Origin of the sequence: Labilibaculum sp. DW002, from assembly GCF_029029525.1 — a bacterium.
GTDB lineage: Bacteria > Bacteroidota > Bacteroidia > Bacteroidales > Marinifilaceae > Paralabilibaculum > Paralabilibaculum antarcticum.
Genome location: NZ_JAKJSC010000001.1, coordinates 606,101 through 629,676 on the forward strand (window position 1 = coordinate 606,101; position 23,576 = coordinate 629,676).

Here is a 23,576-nt window from a genome sequence, read left to right on the forward strand (position 1 = left end):
CAATGATTTCGATTCTTTCAGATCGTATCAAAATCCCAAAGAATCTAATATTTTCTCATTCAACTGACGATTTTTACCAATATATGGATAACAATGAATGTGAATTGCAGGATTAAAATTCATCTCAATAATTGCATAATTATCTTTCGTAGCAGGAACAGTAACATCTTCTATCATCATGTCTAATCCTGTTATCTTAACGTCTAGGGCCTTCGATGACTGAATGGCTATATCCTTATACGACTGATGAATATCATCTGTATAATCGATACTATCGCCACCGGTACTTATATTCGAATTTTCACGTAAATAAACAATTTGATCCTTCTTTAAAACACTTTCAAAATTGAAGCCTTGCTCCTTCAAAAACATTTCTTCAGCTTCTTCCAATCTAATTTTTTCAAGAGGAGTTCGATATCCTCTTCCGCGCAAGGGATCCAGATTTTTAATTTCGACCAATTCGCGAATCGACTTTTCGCCATCTCCTTTCACATTGGCAGGCACACGATGTAAGATCCCTGTAACCTGATCGTTAATCACAAAAAATCTAAATTCTCTTCCCGATATAAATTCTTCAATTAAGATGCTTCCATCATGTTCAAAAGCAATATCAACCGCTCTTTTGTATACTTCTTGGTTATTATTTTCTTTTAAAATTGTAATTCCCAAACCAAAATTGGTTGATTTTGGTTTTACAACTATTGGTTTGCCTTCAAACAAATCAAAATCAGAACGAGCTTGTTTGGCATTTTGATAATCGAGTCCACAAGGAACACGAACCGAACTTGCTTCTAATATTTTCTTTGTAACCAGCTTATTTTCCATCATTAATACACTCGAATAATTGTCCAATGATGTACGAGTTGCTTGCATTACATATTCCATTTTATCACCTTGAGTTAGGCTGATAAAATTTTCACTTCTATCCAAAATATTGAATTCAACTCCTCTTCTTAAAGCTGCTTTCATAAGTAATTGTGATGACAATTCAAGGTCTTCAAATCCGTGGAAACGGAAACCACTCATTTCGCTTTCTTCTTTGTGTTGTTTGGCTTTATTTAAATGAAAATTGATAAACCCTTCCTCCAAAACCTTTTCCTTAACCTTGAAAGACGACCTTTCATTTGGATTGTCAATCAATCCTTTCACTTCGGATAATGCGGATGAATACTCCTCATTTTCATTCAATTTACAATCAGCCATAAATTTTTTGATGTCAGCGAATAAATCGTTTAACATCTGATCACATCCTGTAGAATTTCCATCAGTACTCATCAATAATAAATCTGGATTCATACCCGAACAAGAAACTAAATCTTGATTCTTAGCTGCTATTTTTTGATCCTTATCTTGATAAGCATCCTTTTCCTCTTTGAACAAAGAATACAGTAAAAACAAATGAGTAAAGTACAATCTGTTTTTAGAAACTCCTGATTTTTCAAATGGATCTAAATCGAGAATTCGAACCTCTAAATGTGAAATTTGTTTACTATCCTCATTAAATTTTAGGCGAATTGGCAAATACAATTCATCTCCCGATAAAATATCTCCAGATTCGATCAATTTAGAAAGTGATGAAAAATATCGATCTAAGCTATTAAAATCAACGAAGTATTCTTCTTTATTTCGATAACCTACAGAACTGTTTCTTATTGAAATAGCATTGCTACAGCCCATTGAAGTTTTTTCTCCCGTTTTCAAAGATTTCATCTTTAAGGAAGGATCTGAAACCGGACTTTCTCCAAATAACCAAATCAACATCCAGCGGTGACGCATGAAATTCCTAACCATCTTAAGGTAAATCGTTTCTCTAAATTTTTCTAGATCACCATTCCATTTGATAGCCTTTTTTAATTTGCGCTCTAATCTAGAAGTAAGTGAAAAATTAAAATGGATGCCAGAAAGCATTTGCCTTTCCTTACCATACTTATGAGCTAATTCTTCTCTGTATTTTTCTTTATGAATTCCCTTTTCGCCAAACTTTGCAATTGGAATTTCCTCCTCCTGCGGCAGCAATGGCGGTGCACTTTGTGGCCAAAGTAATTCATCTACCAAATTCTCTGAAATAACATCTTGTAAGGTTTCCAAAAAACCATGTACCTCTGCAACACTTTGCAATGGAGGTGTTATCATTTCTACCTGACTTTCAGAAAAATCCGTGGTAATAAAAGGATGATGAAACTTATCTCCTAAAATTCCCGGGTGAGGTGTTCGAGCCATTCCTCCCTTGTAATCGACTCTTACATTTTCCTTTTCAATCCCAAATTGCCCATTAATTAGGCTATTCTGAATTCCCTCGTTCTTTAATGATTCAGTTATATTATTAATCAAATGATCCATATCAATTAGAATTTACCAAATGTATTGTTCTTAAAATAAGCTCTTAATAAAAAGTAAAGGACGATTCCTTTTAATATACTACTCCCTGTAATACTCCACCAAACCCCATTCAAACTTAAGAAGGTATAAAAACCTAAAAAATAAGCTCCAGGCAAGCGAAGGGATGTAAAAATAACACTCACGGCAGCTGGTATTTTTGTTTTTCCTAATCCATTAAATACCCCTGCAGATATCATCTCTAAACACATAAATAATTGCGAAGCTGCCAAAATCATCAAATAATCTTTTCCCATTAGTATACTCTCCGCCTCTGGAACGAATATGGAAAATAAGGTTTGAGGTAATAGTAAAAAGATTGCGGTTGTAACCATTGCAACTACAAAAGCTATTCGCCAACCAGCGCGATAAATATTTGGTACTTCGGTTAAGTTTTTTGCACCATAACTATGACCAACCATAATGGTTACAGCTTGCATTAAACCTCCTACAATCATAAAAGTAATAGATTCAATTTGCACACCAATTTTTTGCACGGCAATCGCATTTGGTCCCCAATCAGCAATAATCCTTGCAAGAAAAATATAGATAACAGAAAAGGAAATTCGTTGCACAGCAGCTGGCATACCAACCGCAAATAGTGTTTTTAATTTACTCGATTTTGGAAACAATCCATTAAATCGAATGTTCTCAAACTTCTTCATGGTAGATAAGAAAAACAGCAAACTAAAAGTTCTTCCTACAATAGAAGCAACTGCGGCTCCTTCTACACCAAACTCAAAAACAATAATTAATAGTGGATCGAGTACAATATTTATTAATGTCCCGATAACACTAGCCTTAAAAGATATTTTGGTTTTACCATGCGCATTAAAAATGCTAATAAAAAGAAGGTTAACAAAGCTAATAATTATACCAAAAGCACTGATTACCAAGTACGAAGTAGCCATCTCATTAACAGCAGCATCCTTCATTTGAAAAAAGCCAATAAACTGTTCTGGTATTGCTAAAAATACAGAAGTAAAAAGAATGGCAATGCTACCAATCCCCCACAAACCTGAAGTTGAATATCGACCTGCATCATCCATATTTTCGGCACCAACCGAATGAGCAATTTTCACATTGGCGCCAACAGTTACAATGGAGGCCATTGCCCAACCCAGATGTAAAAAGAATCCTGCAGAACCTACTGCGGCAACAGCACCACTACCTAAATAACCAACCCAAATCATATCGGTTAGATTATAAGTCATGTGTAACAAATATGAGCCAATAATTGGAAAAGCAAGCTTTAAAAGCTTTCTTCCAACAGCCGAATAGGTTTGTTCTTTTTTAAGAAAATTGGTAATATATTTTAACATCAACAAAAGTTCAAAATGATGGCATTTAGATATGCACAAAAATCGTAAGGAAACAAATTTCTAAGAATAACAGCAATATATTATTTAAGCATGCGGCCTATTAGATTATCCAATTCCTTTTTAAGCCCCATTGCTTTTTCCATATCGCACTCTAAATTAGTCGCCATATCTATTGGGATTTGTTGTGCTTTGGTCTTGCTAGATTTGCCTTTATCAGTAAGATAAATTAGAACTTTCCTCTCGTCCTCACAACACTTAATTCTTTTTATTATATCAAGCTGCTCCATGCGCTTTAGCAATGGAGTAACCGTATTGGTATTTAAATACAACTTGCATGCAATTTCATTGACACCAATCCCCTCTTTCTCCCACAAAATCAACAATACCAAGTACTGAGGATAGGTGATTCCCAAGTCGTCAAGGTAAGGTTGGTACATTCTTGTCATTAAACGAGAAGCCGCATAAATCGAAAAACACAATTGATTTTCCAATTTCAATAAATCGACCTCTTTATTATCTGTTTTATCCATGCCTTTTGTTTGTATCGCTTGCGATACAAATTAACGAAATACTAAACTTAGATCAAAGGAAATTTCATTCTTTACACTATTTTAACAGAAGCGTATCCAACCATTAGTTTTCTTAATTTTTACAATAATCTATTAATAATTGACTAATTTCGATGTTCAAATTTTATGAAGTAATTTCTTAGGCATACATGTTATTTGCCTCAAGTAATTATTGTCTTTAAATCTTTATAATAAAACATGTTACACGATCTATTAGAGGATAATTTCGGCTTTTCAACTTTCAAACCAGGTCAAGAAGAGGTAATTTCTAACGTACTCGATGGCAAATCAGCGATAGCAATTTTCCCAACAGGTTCAGGTAAATCCTTATGCTATCAATTGCCAGCTCTTGAATTACCTGAACTAACTTTAGTCGTTTCTCCTTTACTGGCACTAATAAAAGACCAAATTGACTTTTTGCAGTCCAAAAATATATCGGCCGTTCGTATAGATTCATCTCTCTCGAAAGAGGAGGAACAAGATATCATGAATGGAATTCGTGGCAAACGACATAAAATACTAATGATTTCGGTAGAAAGATTTAAAAATGAACGCTTTCGCAGATTTCTAAAAGAAATTCCAATATCACTAATGGTAGTTGACGAAGCTCATTGTATATCGGAATGGGGACACAATTTCAGACCTGACTACCTGAAGCTTCCCGATTATAAAAAAGAATTTAAAGCCAAGCAAGTTCTCTTACTTACCGCAACCGCAACGCCAAAAGTAATTGAGGATATGTCTCGAAAGTTTACGATTCCAAAAGAGCAAGTTAGCATTACTGGATTTTATCGATCGAATCTAAATTTGGAGGTAATTCCTGTTACTCAATCCAAAAAGAATGAACAGCTAATCTCCTTGCTAAGCACAAGAAAAAATGAATGCGGAATTGTTTATGTAACCCAACAAAAAACAGCCGAAATAGTTTCATCTATTTTAGCGTCAAAAGGAATTAGTTCAAAAGCTTACCATGCTGGATTGAAAAGTGAAAATCGAGAGGATATTCAAAATCAGTTCATGGATAACAAAATAAATTGTGTTGTTGCAACAATTGCTTTTGGAATGGGAATCGATAAAAGTAACATTCGATATGTGATCCATTACGACTTACCAAAATCTACCGAAAACTATTCGCAAGAAATTGGAAGAGCGGGACGAGATGGAGAAAAATCCGATTGCATTGTTTTGGCAAATCACGACAATGTTAATGTGCTTGAGAATTTCATATTTGGAGACACACCTGCCCTATCAGGCATAAAAGAGATTCTCACTCGTATAAAAAAGGCTGAAACTAGCTGGGAAATCAAGTTAAACACCCTTCCTTCTGTTAGTAATATTCGTATTCTTCCAATTAAAACCTTACTGGTTTACATGGAGATGCGTGGTATTATCAAACCTCAATTCAGTTATTTTGCTGATTATCGATTTAGCTTAAATAAGGATGAAAAAAGTATCGTAGAAAACTTTCAAGGAGAACGAAAGAAATTTATTCAGGCCATTTTCGATCATTCCCAAAAAGCTAGAAAATGGATAACCGTAAATTTTGATACCATCAGTAAAAATTATGCAACGGATCGAAATCGAATCGTATCGGCTCTAGAATATTTTGATGCGCAACAAATAATAAATTTGGAGGCAAAAGTGATGGTTGATGTTTTTGCCGTAACGAATCCAAATTTTGACATTGATGTACTTTCCGAAGAACTATACTCTAGCTTCAAGGCAAAAGAAAAAGTAGAAGTTAACCGAATTCGTGAAATGTTAGCCCTTTTTGAATCGGAAAATTGTTTAAGTAAAAATTTGGCAAATTATTTTGGCGAAGATCCTGAATGGCAAAAATGTGGACATTGTTCTGTTTGCAATACTGGAAGTGTTAAAATTGAAAATTCAAATCACTTAAAAGGTTTAAATGAGCACAACTTTAATGAATTGTGCCAAGAAGCAATCGCTAAGTTAGAAGATAAATACACTAGTGAATTGTTGACTAAATATTTATGTGGAATCAACACGCCAAGTTTTACTCGATTAAAATTAAAACAGTTAAAGCATTTTTCATTCCTTGAGAACTATCGCTTCGAAGATGTTTACAATTGGATTAAAGAAAATAGCTCTTTATAATACAGATCTTAAAAATTACTATTTTGAAAAGAAATCCGAATTTCCCTTTCGCTCCTAAAAAATTTCCATTCTTTTATGGATGGATGAGTATGATTGCAGGTACCATAGGTATATTGTGTAGTATTCCAGGGCAAACCATGGGCGTTTCGGTTTTTACAAATTACTTGATGGAATCGCTGCAACTGAGCAGAGATGCATTGAGTTCGGCCTACTTGATAGGAACAGTAGGAAGTTCATTATTCTTAACTTATGCAGGAAAAATTTACGATAAGTATGGTGCTCGATTTACCGCTATAATGGCAGCTTTATGCTTGGCTGCCACCTTGTTTCTATTTTCCTATTCAGATACTGTTTCTAGTTCCTTATCGCAATTTAGTGGGGTTAAATATTCAATTGTTTCCTTCACCTTTATATCTCTTCTATTCTTTTTCCTACGCTTTTCTGGACAAGGCGTATTAACACTGGCATCGCGAAATCTTATCATGAAATGGTTCGACCAAAGAAGAGGTTTGGCAAATAGTATTTCCAGTGCTTTTCAATCTTTCGGATTTGCTGTTTCCCCATTGTTTATAGCTCTTATAATAAGTCAATTCGATTGGAGTATTGCTTATCAAATATTGGCTTTTCTTACCCTAATATTTGTCTTATTTGCCTATATTTTTTACCGAGATAATCCAGAAGAATGTGGACTAATTCCTGATGGGAAAATAATTGCACCTAAGCAAAAAAGCAATCCTACATTTCAGACAAAAAAACAATACACCTTAAAAGAGGCTCGCAGCACATGGGTATTTTGGGTTTTTGCACTTGGCTTAAGTTTTAATGCCTTTTTTATAACAGGCTTTACATTTAATGTGATTTCTATTTTTGAGTCTTGTGGTTATTCTGAACAAAAAGCATTAAGTGTTTTTGTTCCTGCATCCATCATTTCTATCATAACTGCTATTGCTGGTAATATTCTTAGCGATTACATTCGAATGCAAAAAATCCTGATCGTATTTCTGCTTGGTTGTTTACTTGCCAGTTTAGGTGTTGCTATTCTTGAATATGAAATTGGATTTTATGTGCTAATTCTAGGAAATGGTGTAATGGGCGGATTGTTTTCGGTTATTGCCGCAATTACCTGGCCTCGTTTTTATGGAAGAGAAAACTTAGGCGCAATCAGTGGTTTGTCCATGTCACTAATTGTATTTTCGAGTGCCATTGCTCCCTTGTTTTTCAGTAGAATATTTACACTAACCAACAGCTACAGTTTGGCTGGATACATTGGAATAGTTGTTGTAGTATTACTTTTAATTCTATCTGTAAAAGCCAAAAATCCTCAGCTACAATAAAAAAGCAGACACAAAACTTAATTTGTATCTGCTTATATAAGCATTGTGCTCTATTGTATTTTGACAAATGCAAATGGCATCTTTTATTTAAATATCATACTTTACAGTAAACAACAAATAACGAGGCTGCACAAAATAGGTTGAAGATGAGAATGAATAATCGGACTCACTACTTTTGTCTAAGGAATCTTGTATCCAATAAATTCTTCCCTTTTAAACCAAATTCCCAATGACTATCTTTCTTCTGATAAGTAAGTGCAGCATCAAGAAAACTATATTCGTTTTCTATTGTATTGTCCTTGTCAGAATAGCTGTATAGATCATAGTCGGCCGTAAAAATAAAGCCCCCAAAAAATGCTGCATCCAATTTCGCATATGGCCTTTTGGTATAATATGTTGTTGTTGTAGAACCTCGATCGTACTGACTAATTCCATATTTGTAACCCACTTCTAAATTAGGAGCTTTCTTAAAATTTGTTGCCAATGATCCACTATAATTCTGATTCAAGGATTCAGACACGCTTGGTTTCGAATTAACCAGATTATTGGTTTTTGCCCAAGAGAAATTCGCCTTTAACGATCCTTTTATTTTCTTAAAAGTTCTTTGATATCGTGCATTAGCACTTACCGATTCATCATTAAAGTTTGAGTTAATAGTTGTTCTAACTTGATTAATACCAATTGGCATTACATCATTTTTTAAGGCATCAATTCGTTTGGTGTAGGTTACATTAGCAAACATGTTGGTAAAATTGAACATATTGAAACTAAAGAAATTCAAAGAAATGTTATGATTTAAAGAACTTTCCAAATCTCTATTCCCAGAATATACCGAATTGTAATTGTTCAAGACATACGATTCTGCAAACTTACTAACATCGGTAAACGAACGGGTAATTCGATAATTAAAACGAAGATTCTCAGACTTTTTCAATTGCATATTAATGTACATATCAGGCAATACGGATGTTAATTCATCATTTATTGTTGTTCCCGATTGCGTATTTTTCACATTGTACTGGTGCAAACTTACACCAGGATTAAAAGTAAATATTCCTGCTTTTAATTTGTAATGAAAACCGAAAAACAAATCTGACACATTAAATTTCACATCGTTTTCAAATTCATTTCCCTCCATATTTAGCTTCGATTCATCATCTAAAATTTGAAAAATATCAGAATCGAAATTTTGATGGCTTTGAGTCGTTCCTAAAGTAAATTGAATGTTACTACGATCTCCTGTAATGTGATAGTATTCAAGTTTGGCATCAACTTTATTACTAATAATTTTCTTTTGCTGATTGATATTGTAAAAACCTAAAGATTCATCCAAAGGAAATAGATCTACAAAAGCAAACTCGTCTCTTACTGCATTGTAAAACGGATCTTCATCCTGATAAAGATGTTGCGCTTCAAAAGAGAGGATATTTTTTTCATCTACAGTATAATAAATATTCGTATTCTGATTGATCGATATTGGTTTTTGCTTTTTAAACTGACTGATTTGATCACTTCCCCCATCAACACTGGAATTTACCTCTTCCTTTTCATCATCATCCGACTGCTTCATCATAATATCATAATCGAATTGAAAATTAGCATTTGGCTTGTAAACAGAACTAAATTTCAGTAAACCTAAATTTACTTTCTGATCGTTATAATTGATTGCCTCTTCAACCTTAGATTTATTATCGTCTAATTTAAAAGTTGTAGTACTTCTTGTTTCCATTTCGGTGGCTGTGTAAGAATAGATTCCAAAACCACTTAAATCCCATTCCTCTATTGGTGAATAAGAGAAATTTACTGCTGCAAACCTTGTATTAATATCTTTTGCACGATTATTTTGCGCAGTTGATATTCCCAAACCATTAGAGCCAACTCCTATAGAACTTCCACCACCACGGTTAAAACCTCTAAAGCCACCAGTAAAATTCATATAATCTCGTCTTGTGAATGGAACTTCTCCAATGTTATTTGCATCGGTAATTACGTTCAAACTAAATTTAGGGCTGTAGTAAAACAATTTTGGATGAGCCAAAAATTTATCATCTGGGCCTGCACCAGCGGTTACTTCACCAAACCAAAATTTGTTCTTTCCTTTTTTCAATTTTATATTCAAAGCGATATTTTCATCATCATTAGTCAAGCCTTTCATCTGACCAATTTCATTATAGTTTCTGAGCACTTCAACTTTATCGACAGCATTAGCAGGAATATTATCTGCAGCAATTTTTGAATCACCATCAAAAAAATCTTTTCCTTCAACCATCACCTTCTGAACCGTTTTCCCTTCTACCTCAATTTGTCCATCATCATTCATTTCGACACCAGGCAAACTAACCAAAACATCTTTCAATTTCTTTTCGGTACCAGTCGTAAACGAATCTGTATCATAAACGATGGTATCTCCTCGAACCGATACGGGCATTGTATAAGTAACATCAACCTCAGAAAGCATACTATTTTCTTCAGACAAACGAATGTTCCTTTCGGCATCTACTTCTTTTGAATTAAACACAAACTCCTTTGGGGCAAATCCAATAAAGCTAACTTTAACATTATAGTTTGAGTTTTCCTGTAAAACCAACTTGTACAATCCATTATGGTTGGTAACACAATATGATTCCATTATTTTAGTGTCTGAATTAATCGCAATAATATTTGCCATTTCAACTCCAGATCCGATGCTATCTCTTATAATACCGGTAAGTGATATTTTTTGAGAAAATGCTTTCGCAGAGAAAACAATTAATAAGAGTAAGAAAAAATATTTCTTCATTTGGATTAAATTTTACTGAATTTGGAAAAAATTAACTGTAGATCTCAAAGCCTCCAAATACTATCGATGTCCTGATCCTCCTCCACCTCGACGACCTCTTCCAAACGCACCACTCTCGCGCATTTCTTTCATTTTATTTCTTGAAATGGTATCAAATTCTTCTTGTGTTACTTCTTTCCCTTTTGATGGAGCTTTTATTTCTATTTTGTCTTTTGGATTCAATACAATTTGCGAACACAAAATACTCGTTACATCATCACTAACTTCCAAAATTAAACCAGGCAAACCACAATAATCAGCAGGTCCCTGATTTACTGGGATATCCATGGAATACCATGCAACAATCTCGATTTTTTTCTCCGTGAATTCTTTCCCTTTATTGTTCTCGTTTCGATTAAAAAGAGCAGACATATTTGGGCGTTTTACTGTTTTTGTTGCAGTAGCTTTAAATGCAGTATACTTGCCAATCATTTTAGTCTCTCCACTCATTTTCCATTCCAATTTCGGTAGGCTATCTTTCACTAAAAAAATCTTGCCAAAAAGATCTTTCTTAACTGCATAAGTTCCATCTTTTATACTTTTATAATAGTCTTCTCCTCCAGATCCCATCATCCCAAATCTCATACCTCCACGTGATTCACCTGGCTGTTCCAACTTCTGCTCTTCCTTATACAGCGATTCTATTTGGTTAAAACTTAACACAAAGGTTTTCTCCCCAGCTTTCTTCATTCTTTCCATGATCATTTTTTTCCTGTCTTCAGGAATGTTTCGACCCGAAAAATCCATCTTCATAACTGTTTTACTTTCGTATACAGCCTTACCCTGAAATCCTTGTGCTGAAATTATTGTGCTAAAGCCAAGCAAAATTCCCATGGCTGTTAATAGAAGTTTTCTCATGTTAGATAATTTATTTTTAATGAAACACAATACTAAGACAGTAAAATCTAATTATGGTTTAATTGACAAGCAAGAAAATAAAAAAATAAAAAACATCATTTTTACACGAACCCCTTAATCTACTCATTACCATATCCTTATATACCTATTTGAGATTATAGGTATAAAAAAAATATTCCTTACGTGTAATAATCCTATATTTCTACCACTAATTAAGAAAAAGCTATCGTGAGTACAGATTTTTATACATCATCAATTTTACCCTATGCTGCAATTATCATTAAGATTTGTAGAGCATATACAAATACGCAAGAAGATTTCGAAGATTATTATCAAGAAGTCTGTTTGCAAATATGGAAGAGTAATGAAAATTTTCGAGGACAATCTGAATGGTCTACATGGATCTATCGACTTAGTCTAAATGTTTGTCTTACACTTCTAAAAAAAAATAACAAGCAAAAAGTTGCATCAGATCAAATACCAGACGTGGCAATTGAAGAGTGTAACAATTTTGACGATGAATCTTTAAACTTTCTGTATGTCGCGATCAAACAATTGTCAGAAGTAGACAGAGCAATTATACTTCTTTATCTCGAAGAGAAAAGTTACCAAGAGATTGGAATTATAATTGGAACCAATGCCAATAATATTGGTGTGAGAGTTAAACGAATTAAAGAACGATTAAAAAAAATACTAAATGGAAAAGTCAATTGAAACAATTTGGAAAGAGGGATTTTTGAAAAATGACGCCTTAGTAGCTCCAAAACTAAACGACTTATACAATCAAAAATCAAAGCATATTATTGATAAATTTAAGAGGATGTTCAAAATCAATTTGAATGCAATATTCATTGGCTCATTCGTAGTGCTAATTGCTTCTTATTTTGTGGGAATACCTGTTATGGGTGTTGGCTATTTCTTTATCCTAAACGGAATTGTAATATTCAATCGAAAATTGAATAAAAGCTTGCTTAAAATAGATAAAAATGTGAGTAGCTATGAATACTTAAATGCCTTCAATAATTGGATGAAAGAGCAGTTGCAAGCCAATAGAAAAATAGCCAGAATTTATTATCCTTTATTCTTTCTATTTATGGTGCTTGGTTTTTGGTTTTCAAATGATATTCAGAGTGAATTTAACGAATTTATGGAACAAGGGAATGACCTAACTTTACTATTTGGAATACCAGTACTTTGGACATTACCCATTATCTTCATCACCAGTTTATTGGCTTATTTTGGCGATCGAATTTACAATTTTGATGTGGGTTTAGTGTATGGACCAATTTTCCGTAAACTGAAGGAGCTGATTACAGACATTGAAGAATTAAGAGCCACAGATATCAATTAGTCGAATTTAAAAAAAAATCTTGAAAATATGACGATTAACAATATAGCACCCCTAAGAAATACTGGTGGCAATAGACGCCTTAACAAAGCGTATCAGAAAATGCAATCTTTAATTGATGCTCTAAATGAAAAGCAAATTCCAGATGAAATTCAGCAATCCATTAATAGAGATATTGAATCCATTAATTCGTTTGAAGGTACTGATACTGAATTAAGGAAATACATCAAGAAAATACGATATAAAACCTTAAAACTTGTAGAGAATGAACTTGAATTGGTGGCAATTAACCACTACCGTGATTTATATATGGCTATTGGAATGGCTTTAGGAGTCGCTGTTTCCACCTTTTATGACCACAATGGAATCAGTTTAATCATTGGTTTGGTCGTTGGAATGACACTTGGTGCTAACATGGACAAAAAAGCTGCTGCAAAAGACAAACAACTAAACCTTATAAATCAATCTTAGTCTATCAGTTCTTTTTTCTTAAGAGACTTTTTAATCTCTTTATGGCCCTTCCAGAATTTATTATTGATCTTCTTCACTATTTTCTTAAAATCTGGATGGTCCTTAAGATTATCAACTAATGGATCGATCTCTAAAAACAAAAGAAGCCAAAACTGATAATTGTCTTCCTTAGAAAACAAATCTAAGTGTTCAAGAGCCTTCTCAACTTCTCCCTTGTGCGCAAAATACACCGCTAAACTTGCATTTTTATAAATGGATTTATCATTGGTAGCGTATTCGAAATAATTGGCAAATAATTTCTCAGCTTCTGCTTTTCGTCCAGTTTTTTCCATAACCAAAGCAATCTTAATATCCTCATGAGGATAAATACTTAGCTTGTAATTTTCTCTGGCGGCAACAAAATGCTTGTAGTATGCATAAGAGGTTTCATAATCCCGAATATAGTAATACATTTTGCCAACCTCTTGCAAAATATCTAAACGAGTTGTGTCTTTTTCAAAAGCAGCTACTAAGAGATTTTTTGTCTTTATTAAATCTTCATTTTTCGCATATAAAATATAGGCTTTCAAATATTCAGAGAACAAATTTTTTGGATTGTAGTCGGTCGATTTATTAATGTAAAACAAGGATTCTTCAATAAAACCCGATTGCACAAGTGCATTACTAACATGCAAATAAACATAGCTAGCAGTTACCGAATCTTGCGCTGCTATATCCAAACCTATTCCTCGTAAGGCATACTCCAAATATTTTTCGGTATTGGGCATATAAGTAGTATAATAATCCGATAAAAAATTAATAGCAAGAGCTGAATTTGGATTGTAGTGCAATGCCTTTTCTAAATAGGGAAGTGCCTTATCGTATTCGCGTATATTCATGTAATATAAGGCCTTTGCCAATAGGGATTGTGGCAATTTCCCATCTAAGAGTAATGCCTTATCTGCATTTTCATTGATAATAGAAGTGTGATTTTTCTGAGCTTTTGCAATATCTAAATAATAGTAAGCCATAGCTATATCTGCATAAGCTTGAGCAAATTCTGGATCTTCAGCAACAGCTTTCTGGAAGTAAATAATGGATTGTTCTAACCCCTCTCTACTCCCTCTATGAAAAAACTCCATACCCTTCAAGAAATAGTCATAAGCAAGTAAATTTTCGGTTGGCACCTTATTAATCTGCTCTTCCTCTTCTGGTGTGATAATTGCTTTTATTTCGCTTGCTATATTTTTGGCAACATCTTGCTGTAAAGCGAAAATATCCTTGGTTTTTTTGTTGTATTGCTCTGCCCACAAATGCTTATCGGTAGGTGCTTCTATTAACTGCACAGTTAACTGAATCTGATCTCCTATTTTCTGTCCACTACCTTCTACAAAATAACTTACATTCAACTCTTCTGCAATTTCGGCACTGGATTTTGCATTGTTTCGATATTTCTCCACAGAGGTACGACTAATCACTCTTACATCCTCAATTTGTTGAAGCTTGGTAAGAATCGATTCCATTAAACCATTAATCAGATAAACATTCGTAGAATCATTACTATCATTTTTAAAGGGCAATACAGCAATCGACTTTTCTAAACCAAGAGGTTCTTGCTTTACTGGTTTTAGAAATACATAGCCAAAAACTGAAATGAGTATCAATATAAAGAATACAGCAAGTATCAATTTTCTCTTATTCCCTTTTTTTGGTTCTAACCAATACGAATCATCTACTTTGTTTTCTTGTTTTGTGGCTTCCCCTGGAGGGTATCCATAATGATCACGAAAGCATTTAATAAAATAAGAAACACTGCTAAAGCCAACCTTATATGATATTTCAGAAACACTAAGATCAGTATCTTGCAATAATTCCATTGCATATTTAAGGCGCACCTCACGAATAAACTGGCTTACCGATAAATTATTTATTTTTTTGATTTTACGCAACAAATTAGAACGACTCATTCCTACTTCATCTGCAAGTTCCGAAACACCAAATTTTTCATTCGAGATATTCTCTTGAATAATAGTAGTAATTTTTAACAGAAAATCATTTTCTGAAGAGGATTGATCAGGCATGTTTATGTCTAAATAAATAGGATTAAATAATTCTTCGGAAAAGATACGAATCCTTATACTAAGATACAATTGAGAGCACTTAAAGAAAATTTTCCTAGGCAATTAACTTGATATACTATCCTTATGACAATGTTAAAAATACTTCCTTTTAATAGCTCGAAAAGCCTTATTTTGGGCCAATGCGTCATCATATGCGTCATAATTTATACTCATGCATCATAGTTTTTAGCCTGTAATTAAACTTGATATCATTCGCTTCATAACTGTTTAGCTGTGCATCACGATTTGATAGATCTTTACAGTAGAAAATAAATGTTGAACTTTTAAATAGATCAGTTATGAAAACGAAACAAAGTATTACAATTAAGCTAGCAGGATTTTATATTACATCCATGATTGCAGCCTTACTTATAAGTATGAGTGCTTGCAACAACACAGCTAAAAAAACAAATGAAGACCAAGTTAAAACTGAAAACAAAGTAAAAGCTCCAAGTATTGATATTCATGCTGCCACTTTTATGGGTAACGTAAATGCAACCACACAACACATTGCTGCAGGAAGCGATATCAATGCAAAAGACCAGTATGGTTCTACTCCATTAATGGTTGCGGCGACTTTTGGAAAAACAGATATCGCTATTGCTTTGATTGATGGAGGTGCAAAATTAAACATCCCAAGTAATGATGGATCGACAGCCTTGCATACAGCAGCTTTCTTTGGACGTACAGAAATTGTAAAAGCCTTACTAAAAAAAGGTGCAGATAAAAGTATCAAGAATAATTATGGATCAACTGCCCTAGAATCGGTACAAGCACCATTCGAAAGTGTTAAAGCAATCTACGATCAAATTGGAAAAGATCTTGGCCCTTTTGGCTTAAAGTTTGATTATAAAGAATTAGAAAAGACTCGACCTGTAATTGCTAAATTGCTTGAAAATAAGGAGGAATTATAAGTGATTAATTTGAAATAATCTCTCCCCTTTACTGGGGAGAACTTAAAAATTAACAGAGGGCAGAAATCCATTGAGATTTATTGCCATTAAAAACGAACAAGATGTTACGAGCAGAGAGAAGATACGATATAGACTGGTTACGAGTAATAACCATTGGATTGCTTTTAATTTACCATATCGCCATTGTATTTCAACCATGGGGAGTACTCATCCAATTTATTCAAAGTAATCAGTCACTGGAAAGCCTTTGGATTCCAATGTCAGCCTTAAACATTTGGAGAATACCTTTATTGTTCTTTGTATCGGGAATGGGCGTTTGTTTTGCAATCCGAAAAAGAGATTGGAAAAGTCTGATGACTGAACGATCAAAAAGAATTCTACTACCCTTTTTGTTTGGTGTATTTTTCATTGTTCCCTTGCATGTTTTTATTTGGCAAAACTATTACCAGCAAGATTTAAATTATGCGATAAACCCAAGTCATTTATGGTTTCTAGCGAATATATTCCTTTATGTGTTTATCCTTTCGCCAGTATTTTTTTACCTGAAAAAGAATGAAAATGGCCGAATCGTACAAGCGTTTAAAAAGCTGATGAAATATCCATTAGGCTTACTTGCAGTTATTCTACCTTTCGTTTTGGAAGCCATTATCGTAAATCCAGATCCATTCGAAATGTATGCGATGACTTGGCATGGATTCTTCTTAGGATTATTAGCCTTTTTCTTTGGTTTCTTATTCGTTTTAAGCGGTAGTAATTTTTGGCAAACCATACTTAAATGGAGATGGCTATTCTTAGGCATTGCCCTAACAATGTACCTAATTCGCCTGATTGCTTTTGAACTAAAAACGCCTAATTTTTTAATGGCTATCGAATCGAACATTTGGATTTTTGCCGTATTCGGATTTGCATACAAATACCTTAATCGCCCTAGCAAAGCCTTAAGCTATTTAAGTCAGGGAGCTTATCCAATTTACATTTTGCACATGGTATTCATGTTTTGGGGATCTGTTTTAATTTTACCTTTAGCATTACCGATATTTGCTAAGTTTTTACTGGTTATTGCTTTTACAAGTATTGGATGTTTTGCGGTATACGAATTGCTTATTAAGAGAATTGCAATTTTACGCCCTTTGTTTGGTTTAAAAAGTAAAAATAAAAAAGAACAAATTTTAAAAGTCAGTTTACCTTAAAAAAATAAGCCCGCATTACGATGCGGGCTTTAACCTAAACAAACTGTTAAAAAGCCAAAAGGCTAATTAACTAGTAACATTTTGAATACTACCTCAAATATTCAAAATCAACTTATTTATCCTTATCTGGAGCCTGATATTTTACGGTTTTCACCAAAGTTCCTACATAGGTCCAGTTTAAATCTCTTGTTTTTAAAGCTTCATCTAACTTTGCCTTTGTTTTGGCATCCACGTCCATTTCAGCTTCCGCTTCGTAAAATGCAAAATACTGCTTAAAATCCTTAAACATATCGAAGGTGAGATGACTTGTTTTAACCTTACTACCAGATGGCATTAATACTCTCGCTAAAGCCCAATGTTCCAAGTTACCATTCTTCACATTCTCCTGATGAATTGGTAAGAAATATTCCTTCTCAGTATCCTCATATGCCTTGTATTCACCAGGAAGAGCATCCATAAAATTCATTCGCATTACCGTTCCCAATTCCATCTTAAAATCATCATCGGTAGTCGCAATTCTTGTTACAAACATTCTCTTACTCATTTCCCTAGATTTCAAGCCTTCCTGAATAATACTATCTAGATCAGTATCGGAAATTAATGGGTATGCTCTTTGTGCTGCCTCCATAATTTGTCCTGGATCCATTGCACTAACTGCACTATTATATATGGTAACCGTTACATATTGATAGCCTTGCTCGGCACCTCCCGGCTTCAGCGACCATAAATCCCATCCTTTTATATCACCACTTTTTAAGCGCTCGGCATGAATTTTCTCCCAAAATGTTTCGGTTTCCCAATAATTTGCATCCTGATTATCAGCAACTTTCATAAAATCAAAAACCAGAAATTTCTCATGTTGTGCCATGCTTACACTGCAAAACATAGCCATGAAAATAAGTAGTATTATTTTTCTCATAACAACTAGTTTAGGTGAATAATACTTAAGTTACTATTTTTTATTCCTTTCCGCAATGGGCAAAATAAAAAAATAGAAAGGAATTTAAAGATTAAGCCACAAAGAAACTAAAGGATAATGGTATCACCTCTAGTATTTCGAGTCATGATCTAAAACATGTATCTGAAGTTTGTAATTGTTTTATACTACTCGAGGATGGAGTGATCGTGCAGGATAAAGACAATACCTAAGAGATGTTAACTGAATTAGAAAGTTACTTTACCTTGATTAAATTTATTCTTTGATAAGACATTTGAAATTAAACCCCATTCGGGGTTCTTTCTTGTGTTTTGTATGTGTCTGCCTTAATCAAATTCAATCTATCTGGGACTTAAATACAGAACCAGTTTCTTAAAGCACAAAAAGGTCCAAAAACAATAATATCGAATGAAATACGTGCGACAAATAAAAACAAAATGAAGGCATAATTTGGTTCAACAAAAGTAACCATCACAAACCACTACCCAACTTTCAATTAGCGGGTAGCAAGAATTTAACTGAACAGTAAAAACAATAAAACGTCTCTTCTTATAATTTGAAAATATTTCTAAATCAGGTAATTATATTGCGAGGGAGTAATTAATAACTACCTTTGCGCGCTATGGGATTAAAACCAAGTGAACTTCACAATAAAAGGAATACCAGAATCTATAGCTTTCAGTTTCTTATTTTCAGAATTCTGTCCGAAAAATTCCTCCCTCCATCCAATAATTAAGCTAACCTAATATTCGTTTTATTAACGAATACTCAATCGCATGCATCCATTATACTGCATGTTATATTCATCTAATACACATTTATGTTTTATTTAAAAACGTGGCTGGGGATCTGTTTCCTTATGGCCACTATTTCTGTTAATGCTCAGGAGAAACCTACTGTTGAAATTGGCGGTGCATTACGATTCAATTACAATTATTCAAGCTGGAAAGATGCTCAAAAGAAACGTGGTGGCGATTTTGGTTACGATGTATTTCTTTTAAAAGCTAAAGCAAAGTATAAAGGATTAAAACTAAATGCTGAGTACCGGTTTTATTCCGAAGACTTTGGAGGAGGTATGTTAAAACAAGGTTGGATTGCCTACGATTTTAACGAAAATGACGAACTGCAATTCGGTTTAACACAAGTGCCATTTGGTATCACTCAATACAATTCAAATTCCTTTTTCTTTAGCTTAAATTACTATGTGGGACTCGAAGATGATCACGACATGGGACTTAAGTATATTCACCAGGGTGAAAAATGGGATTATACCTTGGCTTTCTTCAAAAATGCCGAAGAGCTTCGTTTTGGTGGAAATTCAGATGTTTCTAATAGTCGTTATTCATACGATGTTGGTTCAATTGATCTGAATGGAGATGGTAATTTGAATATCAGAAATAAAGAAGTCAATCAATTGAATGGAAACTTATCCTATAAAATTGAAAATCCCAATGCGAAACATCGTGTAGGTGTTTCAGCTCAATATGGGGGTCTGTTTAATTTGGATACCGAAGAGATGGGAAATCATTATGCTTTAGCAGCCTATTATGAAGCACAAGTTGGTAAACTAGGTGTGAAAGCACAGCTTGTTAATTATAAATACAATCCTGAAAACCCGAATGGTGAAGCTGATGGTGTTGTTGCTATGACGGCATACGGTGCCCCATATCTGATTGCATCAGAAGCAAGTATTTACACGCTGGGCTTAAGCTATTCTGTTCCTCTTGATTGGGGACCAGTGTCTAATGTTGTTATCTATAACGATTTTGGGTATATGGATAAAACTGAAAGCAGTTTCGAAGATTCTATGATGAATGTTACGGGTGCTATGTTTACAGCAGGTAATATTTACACGCTTGTTGATTTTGCTGCAGGTAAAAATCAACCATGGTTAGGAGCAGAATGGACAAATGCCTTGGCTGCCGGAACACCTGATGCCGAATGGGAAATGCGTTTCAATATTAATATCGGTTACTACTTTTAATCAACACAATACCTCGAGGCTTGCCTCGAGGTTACGATAGGAAAATTTGAATATATCAGGTTTTCATAACGCTTTTAAGAAGCGTATTTTCACTAATACTTGAGAGGTTTTCCTCTTAAAACGCTTGTCTCACAAAAGTGAGATGCCATTAAATACCTCTTGGGCTTGCCCAGAGCTGTTTATTAGAAAAATGAGATGTTATGGCGGATAATAGAAAAATAAAAATCAAGGTTGAAGATTTAACTCTGATTTTCGGAAAACGCAAACAAGAGGCCCTTACCCTACTTGACAAAGGGGTTTCAAAAGAAGAAATTCTGAAGAAAACAAAATGTACTGTTGGGGTAAACAAGGTTAACTTTGAAATTAAGCAAGGAGAGATTTTTGTTATTATGGGTTTATCAGGTAGTGGAAAATCTACTTTAATCCGCTGCTTGAACCGACTTAACGAACCTACCGCCGGTAAAGTTATTTTCGATGATCATGATATTACTCGTGAAACAAATAAAGAACTATTGGAAACCAGACGTACAGAAATGAGTATGGTATTTCAAAAGTTTGGACTACTACCACACAGAACGATTATTGAGAATGCTGCTTTTGGATTAGAAATTAGAGGAGAAGAAAAGCAGGAACGCGAAGCTAAAGCCCAAGTCGCACTCGAAACCGTTGGCTTAAAAGGTTATGAACAGCAATATCCATCAGCAATGTCTGGAGGTATGCAACAGCGAGTAGGTTTAGCACGTGCCCTAGCAAACGATCCTGAAGTTTTGCTTATGGACGAAGCATTTTCAGCACTTGATCCACTAATTAAATCGGATATGCAGGATGAGCTACTTGCAATACAAAAAAAATTGCAAAAAACGATCGTATTTATTACTCATGATTTGGACGAAGCCATTAAAATTGGTGACCGTATTGCTATTATGAAAGATGGTGTTGTAAACCAAATTGGAACAGCAGAAGAGATTCTAACAGCTCCAGCAACTGAATATGTTGAAGCTTTTGTTAATAAAGTGGATCGGAAAACTATTATTACGGCTGAAACGCTGATGTTTAAAAAGAATACGCTTGTTCAAATGCCCAAAGATGGTCCTAGAGGATCCATCCGTAAAATGCGTACTGTTGGTGTTGATGTGCTTCCAGTAGAGGATGAAAATAAAGTATTTCTTGGTTATGTCTGGTTGGAAGATTGCCTAGAATTAGAAAAAGAAAAGGAATCTTCTATTGAGAAAATACTGAAGACAAATGTCCCAAGTGTATATAAATCCTATTCTGTAGAAGATATGTTACCACTGATCACAGGGATTAAATATCCTTTGGCTGTTATCGAGGAAGAAACTGGAAAGTTACTTGGTCTAGTATCTCAAACTTCATTAATTATTGAAGCCACTCGATTTGGAAAAAAGGAAATAAGTGAACTAAAAGAACAAGCAAACGAGATGTAATATGGAAAAATTAATTGATCTTGGTAAATATATAGAATACGGAATTAATAAACTGGAAGAGAACTTTTCTGGATTATGGAGTGCTATAGATGACATAATCTCGTGGACTGTTGATGGTATGAATGACGTATTTCTAGCCATTCCTTTTTATATCATTATTGCATCCGTAGCCTTGGCTGCTTATTATGCTAATGCTAGAAAAAGTGCTTTTAAAATAGAAGGATTAAAAAAAGGTGGTGGAATGACAGCATTTGTCATTTTTGGCTTATTTCTGATATTCGCAATGGGATATTGGGAAGAATCGATACAAACAACCACCTTGGTTATTGTTTCAACCGTGATTGCTCTACTTTTTGGTATTCCACTGGGAATTGTGGCTTCCAGAAGCAAAACAGCAGATTTGATTATTAGACCCATACTTGATTTAATGCAAACCATGCCGGCCTTTGTTTATCTGATTCCGGCTATTTTCTTTTTTAGTGTGGGAAATACTCCTGGAGTTATTGCTACTGTAATTTTCTCACTCCCACCGGCAGTACGTTTAACATGTCTGGGAATTAATAATGTCCCTTCGGATGTGATCGAAGCAGGTCGAGCTTTTGGTGCAACAGAAAAACAAATTTTGTTTAAAATTCAATTACCCTTAGCAATGCCGACTATTTTGGCCGGAATTAACCAGGTAATACTATTGGCTTTATCAATGGTGGTTATCGCTTCAATGGTAGGTGCTAAAGGACTTGGAAGTATTGTTTACCAAGGAATTCAGCAAAACGATGTTGCAAAAGGTTTTGAGTCTGGATTGGGTATTGTGATATTGGCCATTATTTTAGACAGAATAACACAAGCTATTGCAAAAAAATAATTATAATAATTTACAAATAAAATTATGTTTAAATTAAGAAATTTAGGAATCTTACTTGTAGCTGTAGTATTAACTGTTTCAGTTAGTTCATGCAACAACAGTGGGAAGAAAAAAGAAAAAAGTGAAGACAAAAAAGAAGTTAGCATCTTTTATCCAAATTGGAGTGAAGGAATTGCTTTCACTTATTTGGCAAAAGCAGCACTTGAAGCAAATGGTTATGCAGTAGAAATTACCAATCTAGCCCCTGGAATGATCTATGGCGAATTATCAAAAGATAATTCAAAAGGTGATGTATTTCTTGATGCGTGGCTTCCGAATACACACAAAGATTATTGGGCCGACTATGGTGATAAGCTAGTGAAATTGGGAGAATCGTTTAGCGAAGGTACAACTGGCTTGGTAGTTCCTGCGTATGTTACAATTAACTCTATTGAAGAGTTGAATGCGAATAAAGATAAATTTGAAGGTAAAATTATTGGTATTGGTAGTGGTGCAGGTATTCATGCCAACACGCTTAAAGCAATAGACGAGTATAAACTTGATTTCGAACAAATCACTTCAAGTGGACCTGCAATGGTTGCTAGTCTTGAGAAGGCAATCAAGCATAATGAGTGGGTTGCAGTAACTGGCTGGAAACCTCATTTCAAATGGACAAAAAATGACTTGAAATATTTAGAGGATCCTAAGGGAATTTATCCAAAGGATGCTTGCACAATCATTTCAAGAAGAGGATTTGAAAAAGACCAACCTGTGGCTGCTACTTTTTTCAAAAACTTTAAACTTGAAGAAGCGCAGTTATACGAATTAATGACTGCGATTAAAGAAAAGGGAGAAGAAACAGGAGCTACTGAATGGTATACAGCTAATAAAGTATTGGTTGATTCTTGGATGAAATAATCTAGAAGCAGAAGCTTTATTAACTCATAAAAAA

The 23,576-nt window shown here is 34.2% G+C and carries 18 protein-coding genes; 11 read left to right on the forward strand and 7 right to left on the reverse strand.

Annotated features, from left to right (window positions below; translation table 11 throughout):
• Nucleotides 1–27: 27 nt before the first annotated feature.
• The 3 genes from gshAB to L3049_RS02390 all read right to left on the reverse strand — a co-directional run bounded on the left by gshAB (nt 28) and on the right by L3049_RS02390 (nt 4,228).
• On the reverse strand, nt 28–2,340 hold the full coding sequence (gene gshAB, locus L3049_RS02380; protein WP_275108178.1) for a bifunctional glutamate--cysteine ligase GshA/glutathione synthetase GshB: 2,313 nt from the start codon (nt 2,338–2,340) through the stop codon (nt 28–30).
• Nucleotides 2,341–2,345: 5 nt separating this feature from the next.
• Nucleotides 2,346–3,698 carry an MATE family efflux transporter gene (locus L3049_RS02385; RefSeq protein ID WP_275108179.1) on the reverse strand — a complete coding sequence of 451 codons (1,353 nt, stop codon included), beginning with the start codon at nt 3,696–3,698 and terminating at the stop codon, nt 2,346–2,348.
• Nucleotides 3,699–3,778: 80 nt separating this feature from the next.
• A complete protein-coding gene (locus L3049_RS02390) occupies nt 3,779–4,228 on the reverse strand; it encodes a MarR family winged helix-turn-helix transcriptional regulator (RefSeq protein ID WP_275108180.1) in 450 nt (149 codons plus the stop codon).
• Between the two features lie 237 nt (nt 4,229–4,465).
• Between L3049_RS02390 and L3049_RS02395 the strand changes: the two genes are divergently transcribed.
• Both L3049_RS02395 and L3049_RS02400 read left to right on the forward strand, forming a co-directional pair.
• The gene (locus tag L3049_RS02395) at nt 4,466–6,385 is read left to right on the forward strand and encodes a RecQ family ATP-dependent DNA helicase (protein ID WP_275108181.1); all 1,920 of its coding nucleotides are present in this window, start codon (nt 4,466–4,468) and stop codon (nt 6,383–6,385) included.
• Between the two features lie 23 nt (nt 6,386–6,408).
• Nucleotides 6,409–7,719, forward strand: a complete 1,311-nt coding sequence (locus L3049_RS02400) for an MFS transporter (RefSeq protein WP_275108182.1) — start codon at nt 6,409–6,411, stop codon at nt 7,717–7,719.
• Nucleotides 7,720–7,888: 169 nt separating this feature from the next.
• On the opposite strand, the gene L3049_RS02405 is transcribed toward L3049_RS02400, so the two are convergent.
• The gene (locus L3049_RS02405; RefSeq protein ID WP_275108183.1) at nt 7,889–10,498 is read right to left on the reverse strand and encodes a TonB-dependent receptor; all 2,610 of its coding nucleotides are present in this window, start codon (nt 10,496–10,498) and stop codon (nt 7,889–7,891) included.
• Nucleotides 10,499–10,558: 60 nt separating this feature from the next.
• Nucleotides 10,559–11,395, reverse strand: coding sequence for a GLPGLI family protein (locus L3049_RS02410; protein ID WP_275108184.1), 837 nt, complete (start codon nt 11,393–11,395; stop codon nt 10,559–10,561).
• A 228-nt stretch (nt 11,396–11,623) separates the two neighbouring features.
• Between L3049_RS02410 and L3049_RS02415 the strand changes: the two genes are divergently transcribed.
• The 3 genes from L3049_RS02415 to L3049_RS02425 are packed head-to-tail and all read left to right on the forward strand — an operon-like array spanning nt 11,624 to nt 13,214.
• Nucleotides 11,624–12,109, forward strand: a complete 486-nt coding sequence (locus L3049_RS02415) for an RNA polymerase sigma factor (RefSeq protein WP_275108185.1) — start codon at nt 11,624–11,626, stop codon at nt 12,107–12,109.
• Nucleotides 12,093–12,746, forward strand: coding sequence for a hypothetical protein (locus tag L3049_RS02420; RefSeq protein WP_275108186.1), 654 nt, complete (start codon nt 12,093–12,095; stop codon nt 12,744–12,746). Before L3049_RS02415 ends, L3049_RS02420 begins: the two co-directional genes overlap by 17 nt.
• A 27-nt stretch (nt 12,747–12,773) precedes the next feature.
• Nucleotides 12,774–13,214 (forward strand): hypothetical protein, encoded by a 441-nt coding sequence (locus L3049_RS02425; RefSeq protein WP_275108187.1) that lies wholly within the window; start codon nt 12,774–12,776, stop codon nt 13,212–13,214.
• On the opposite strand, the gene L3049_RS02430 is transcribed toward L3049_RS02425, so the two are convergent.
• The gene (locus L3049_RS02430) at nt 13,211–15,274 is read right to left on the reverse strand and encodes a helix-turn-helix domain-containing protein (protein WP_275108188.1); all 2,064 of its coding nucleotides are present in this window, start codon (nt 15,272–15,274) and stop codon (nt 13,211–13,213) included. The two genes, L3049_RS02425 and L3049_RS02430, sit on opposite strands and share 4 nt — an antisense overlap.
• Before the next feature lie 338 nt (nt 15,275–15,612).
• Between L3049_RS02430 and L3049_RS02435 the strand changes: the two genes are divergently transcribed.
• Both L3049_RS02435 and L3049_RS02440 read left to right on the forward strand, forming a co-directional pair.
• Nucleotides 15,613–16,227 carry an ankyrin repeat domain-containing protein gene (locus L3049_RS02435; RefSeq protein ID WP_275108189.1) on the forward strand — a complete coding sequence of 205 codons (615 nt, stop codon included), beginning with the start codon at nt 15,613–15,615 and terminating at the stop codon, nt 16,225–16,227.
• Between the two features lie 101 nt (nt 16,228–16,328).
• Nucleotides 16,329–17,417, forward strand: coding sequence for an acyltransferase family protein (locus tag L3049_RS02440; protein ID WP_275108190.1), 1,089 nt, complete (start codon nt 16,329–16,331; stop codon nt 17,415–17,417).
• 112 nt (nt 17,418–17,529) lie between these two features.
• Here the strand turns inward: L3049_RS02440 and L3049_RS02445 are convergent, their stop codons facing one another.
• Nucleotides 17,530–18,336, reverse strand: a complete 807-nt coding sequence (locus tag L3049_RS02445) for a hypothetical protein (RefSeq protein ID WP_275108191.1) — start codon at nt 18,334–18,336, stop codon at nt 17,530–17,532.
• A gap of 838 nt (nt 18,337–19,174) precedes the next feature.
• Between L3049_RS02445 and L3049_RS02450 the strand changes: the two genes are divergently transcribed.
• The 4 genes from L3049_RS02450 to L3049_RS02465 all read left to right on the forward strand — a co-directional run bounded on the left by L3049_RS02450 (nt 19,175) and on the right by L3049_RS02465 (nt 23,542).
• A complete protein-coding gene (locus L3049_RS02450) occupies nt 19,175–20,338 on the forward strand; it encodes a hypothetical protein (protein ID WP_275108192.1) in 1,164 nt (387 codons plus the stop codon).
• Between the two features lie 200 nt (nt 20,339–20,538).
• Nucleotides 20,539–21,783: a quaternary amine ABC transporter ATP-binding protein gene (locus tag L3049_RS02455; RefSeq protein ID WP_275108193.1), complete on the forward strand. Its 1,245-nt coding sequence runs from the start codon at nt 20,539–20,541 to the stop codon at nt 21,781–21,783.
• Between the two features lies 1 nt (nt 21,784).
• A complete protein-coding gene (locus L3049_RS02460) occupies nt 21,785–22,645 on the forward strand; it encodes an ABC transporter permease (protein ID WP_275108194.1) in 861 nt (286 codons plus the stop codon).
• A 24-nt stretch (nt 22,646–22,669) separates the two neighbouring features.
• A complete protein-coding gene (locus L3049_RS02465) occupies nt 22,670–23,542 on the forward strand; it encodes a glycine betaine ABC transporter substrate-binding protein (RefSeq protein WP_275108195.1) in 873 nt (290 codons plus the stop codon).
• The last annotated feature ends 34 nt before the right edge of the window (nt 23,543–23,576 follow it).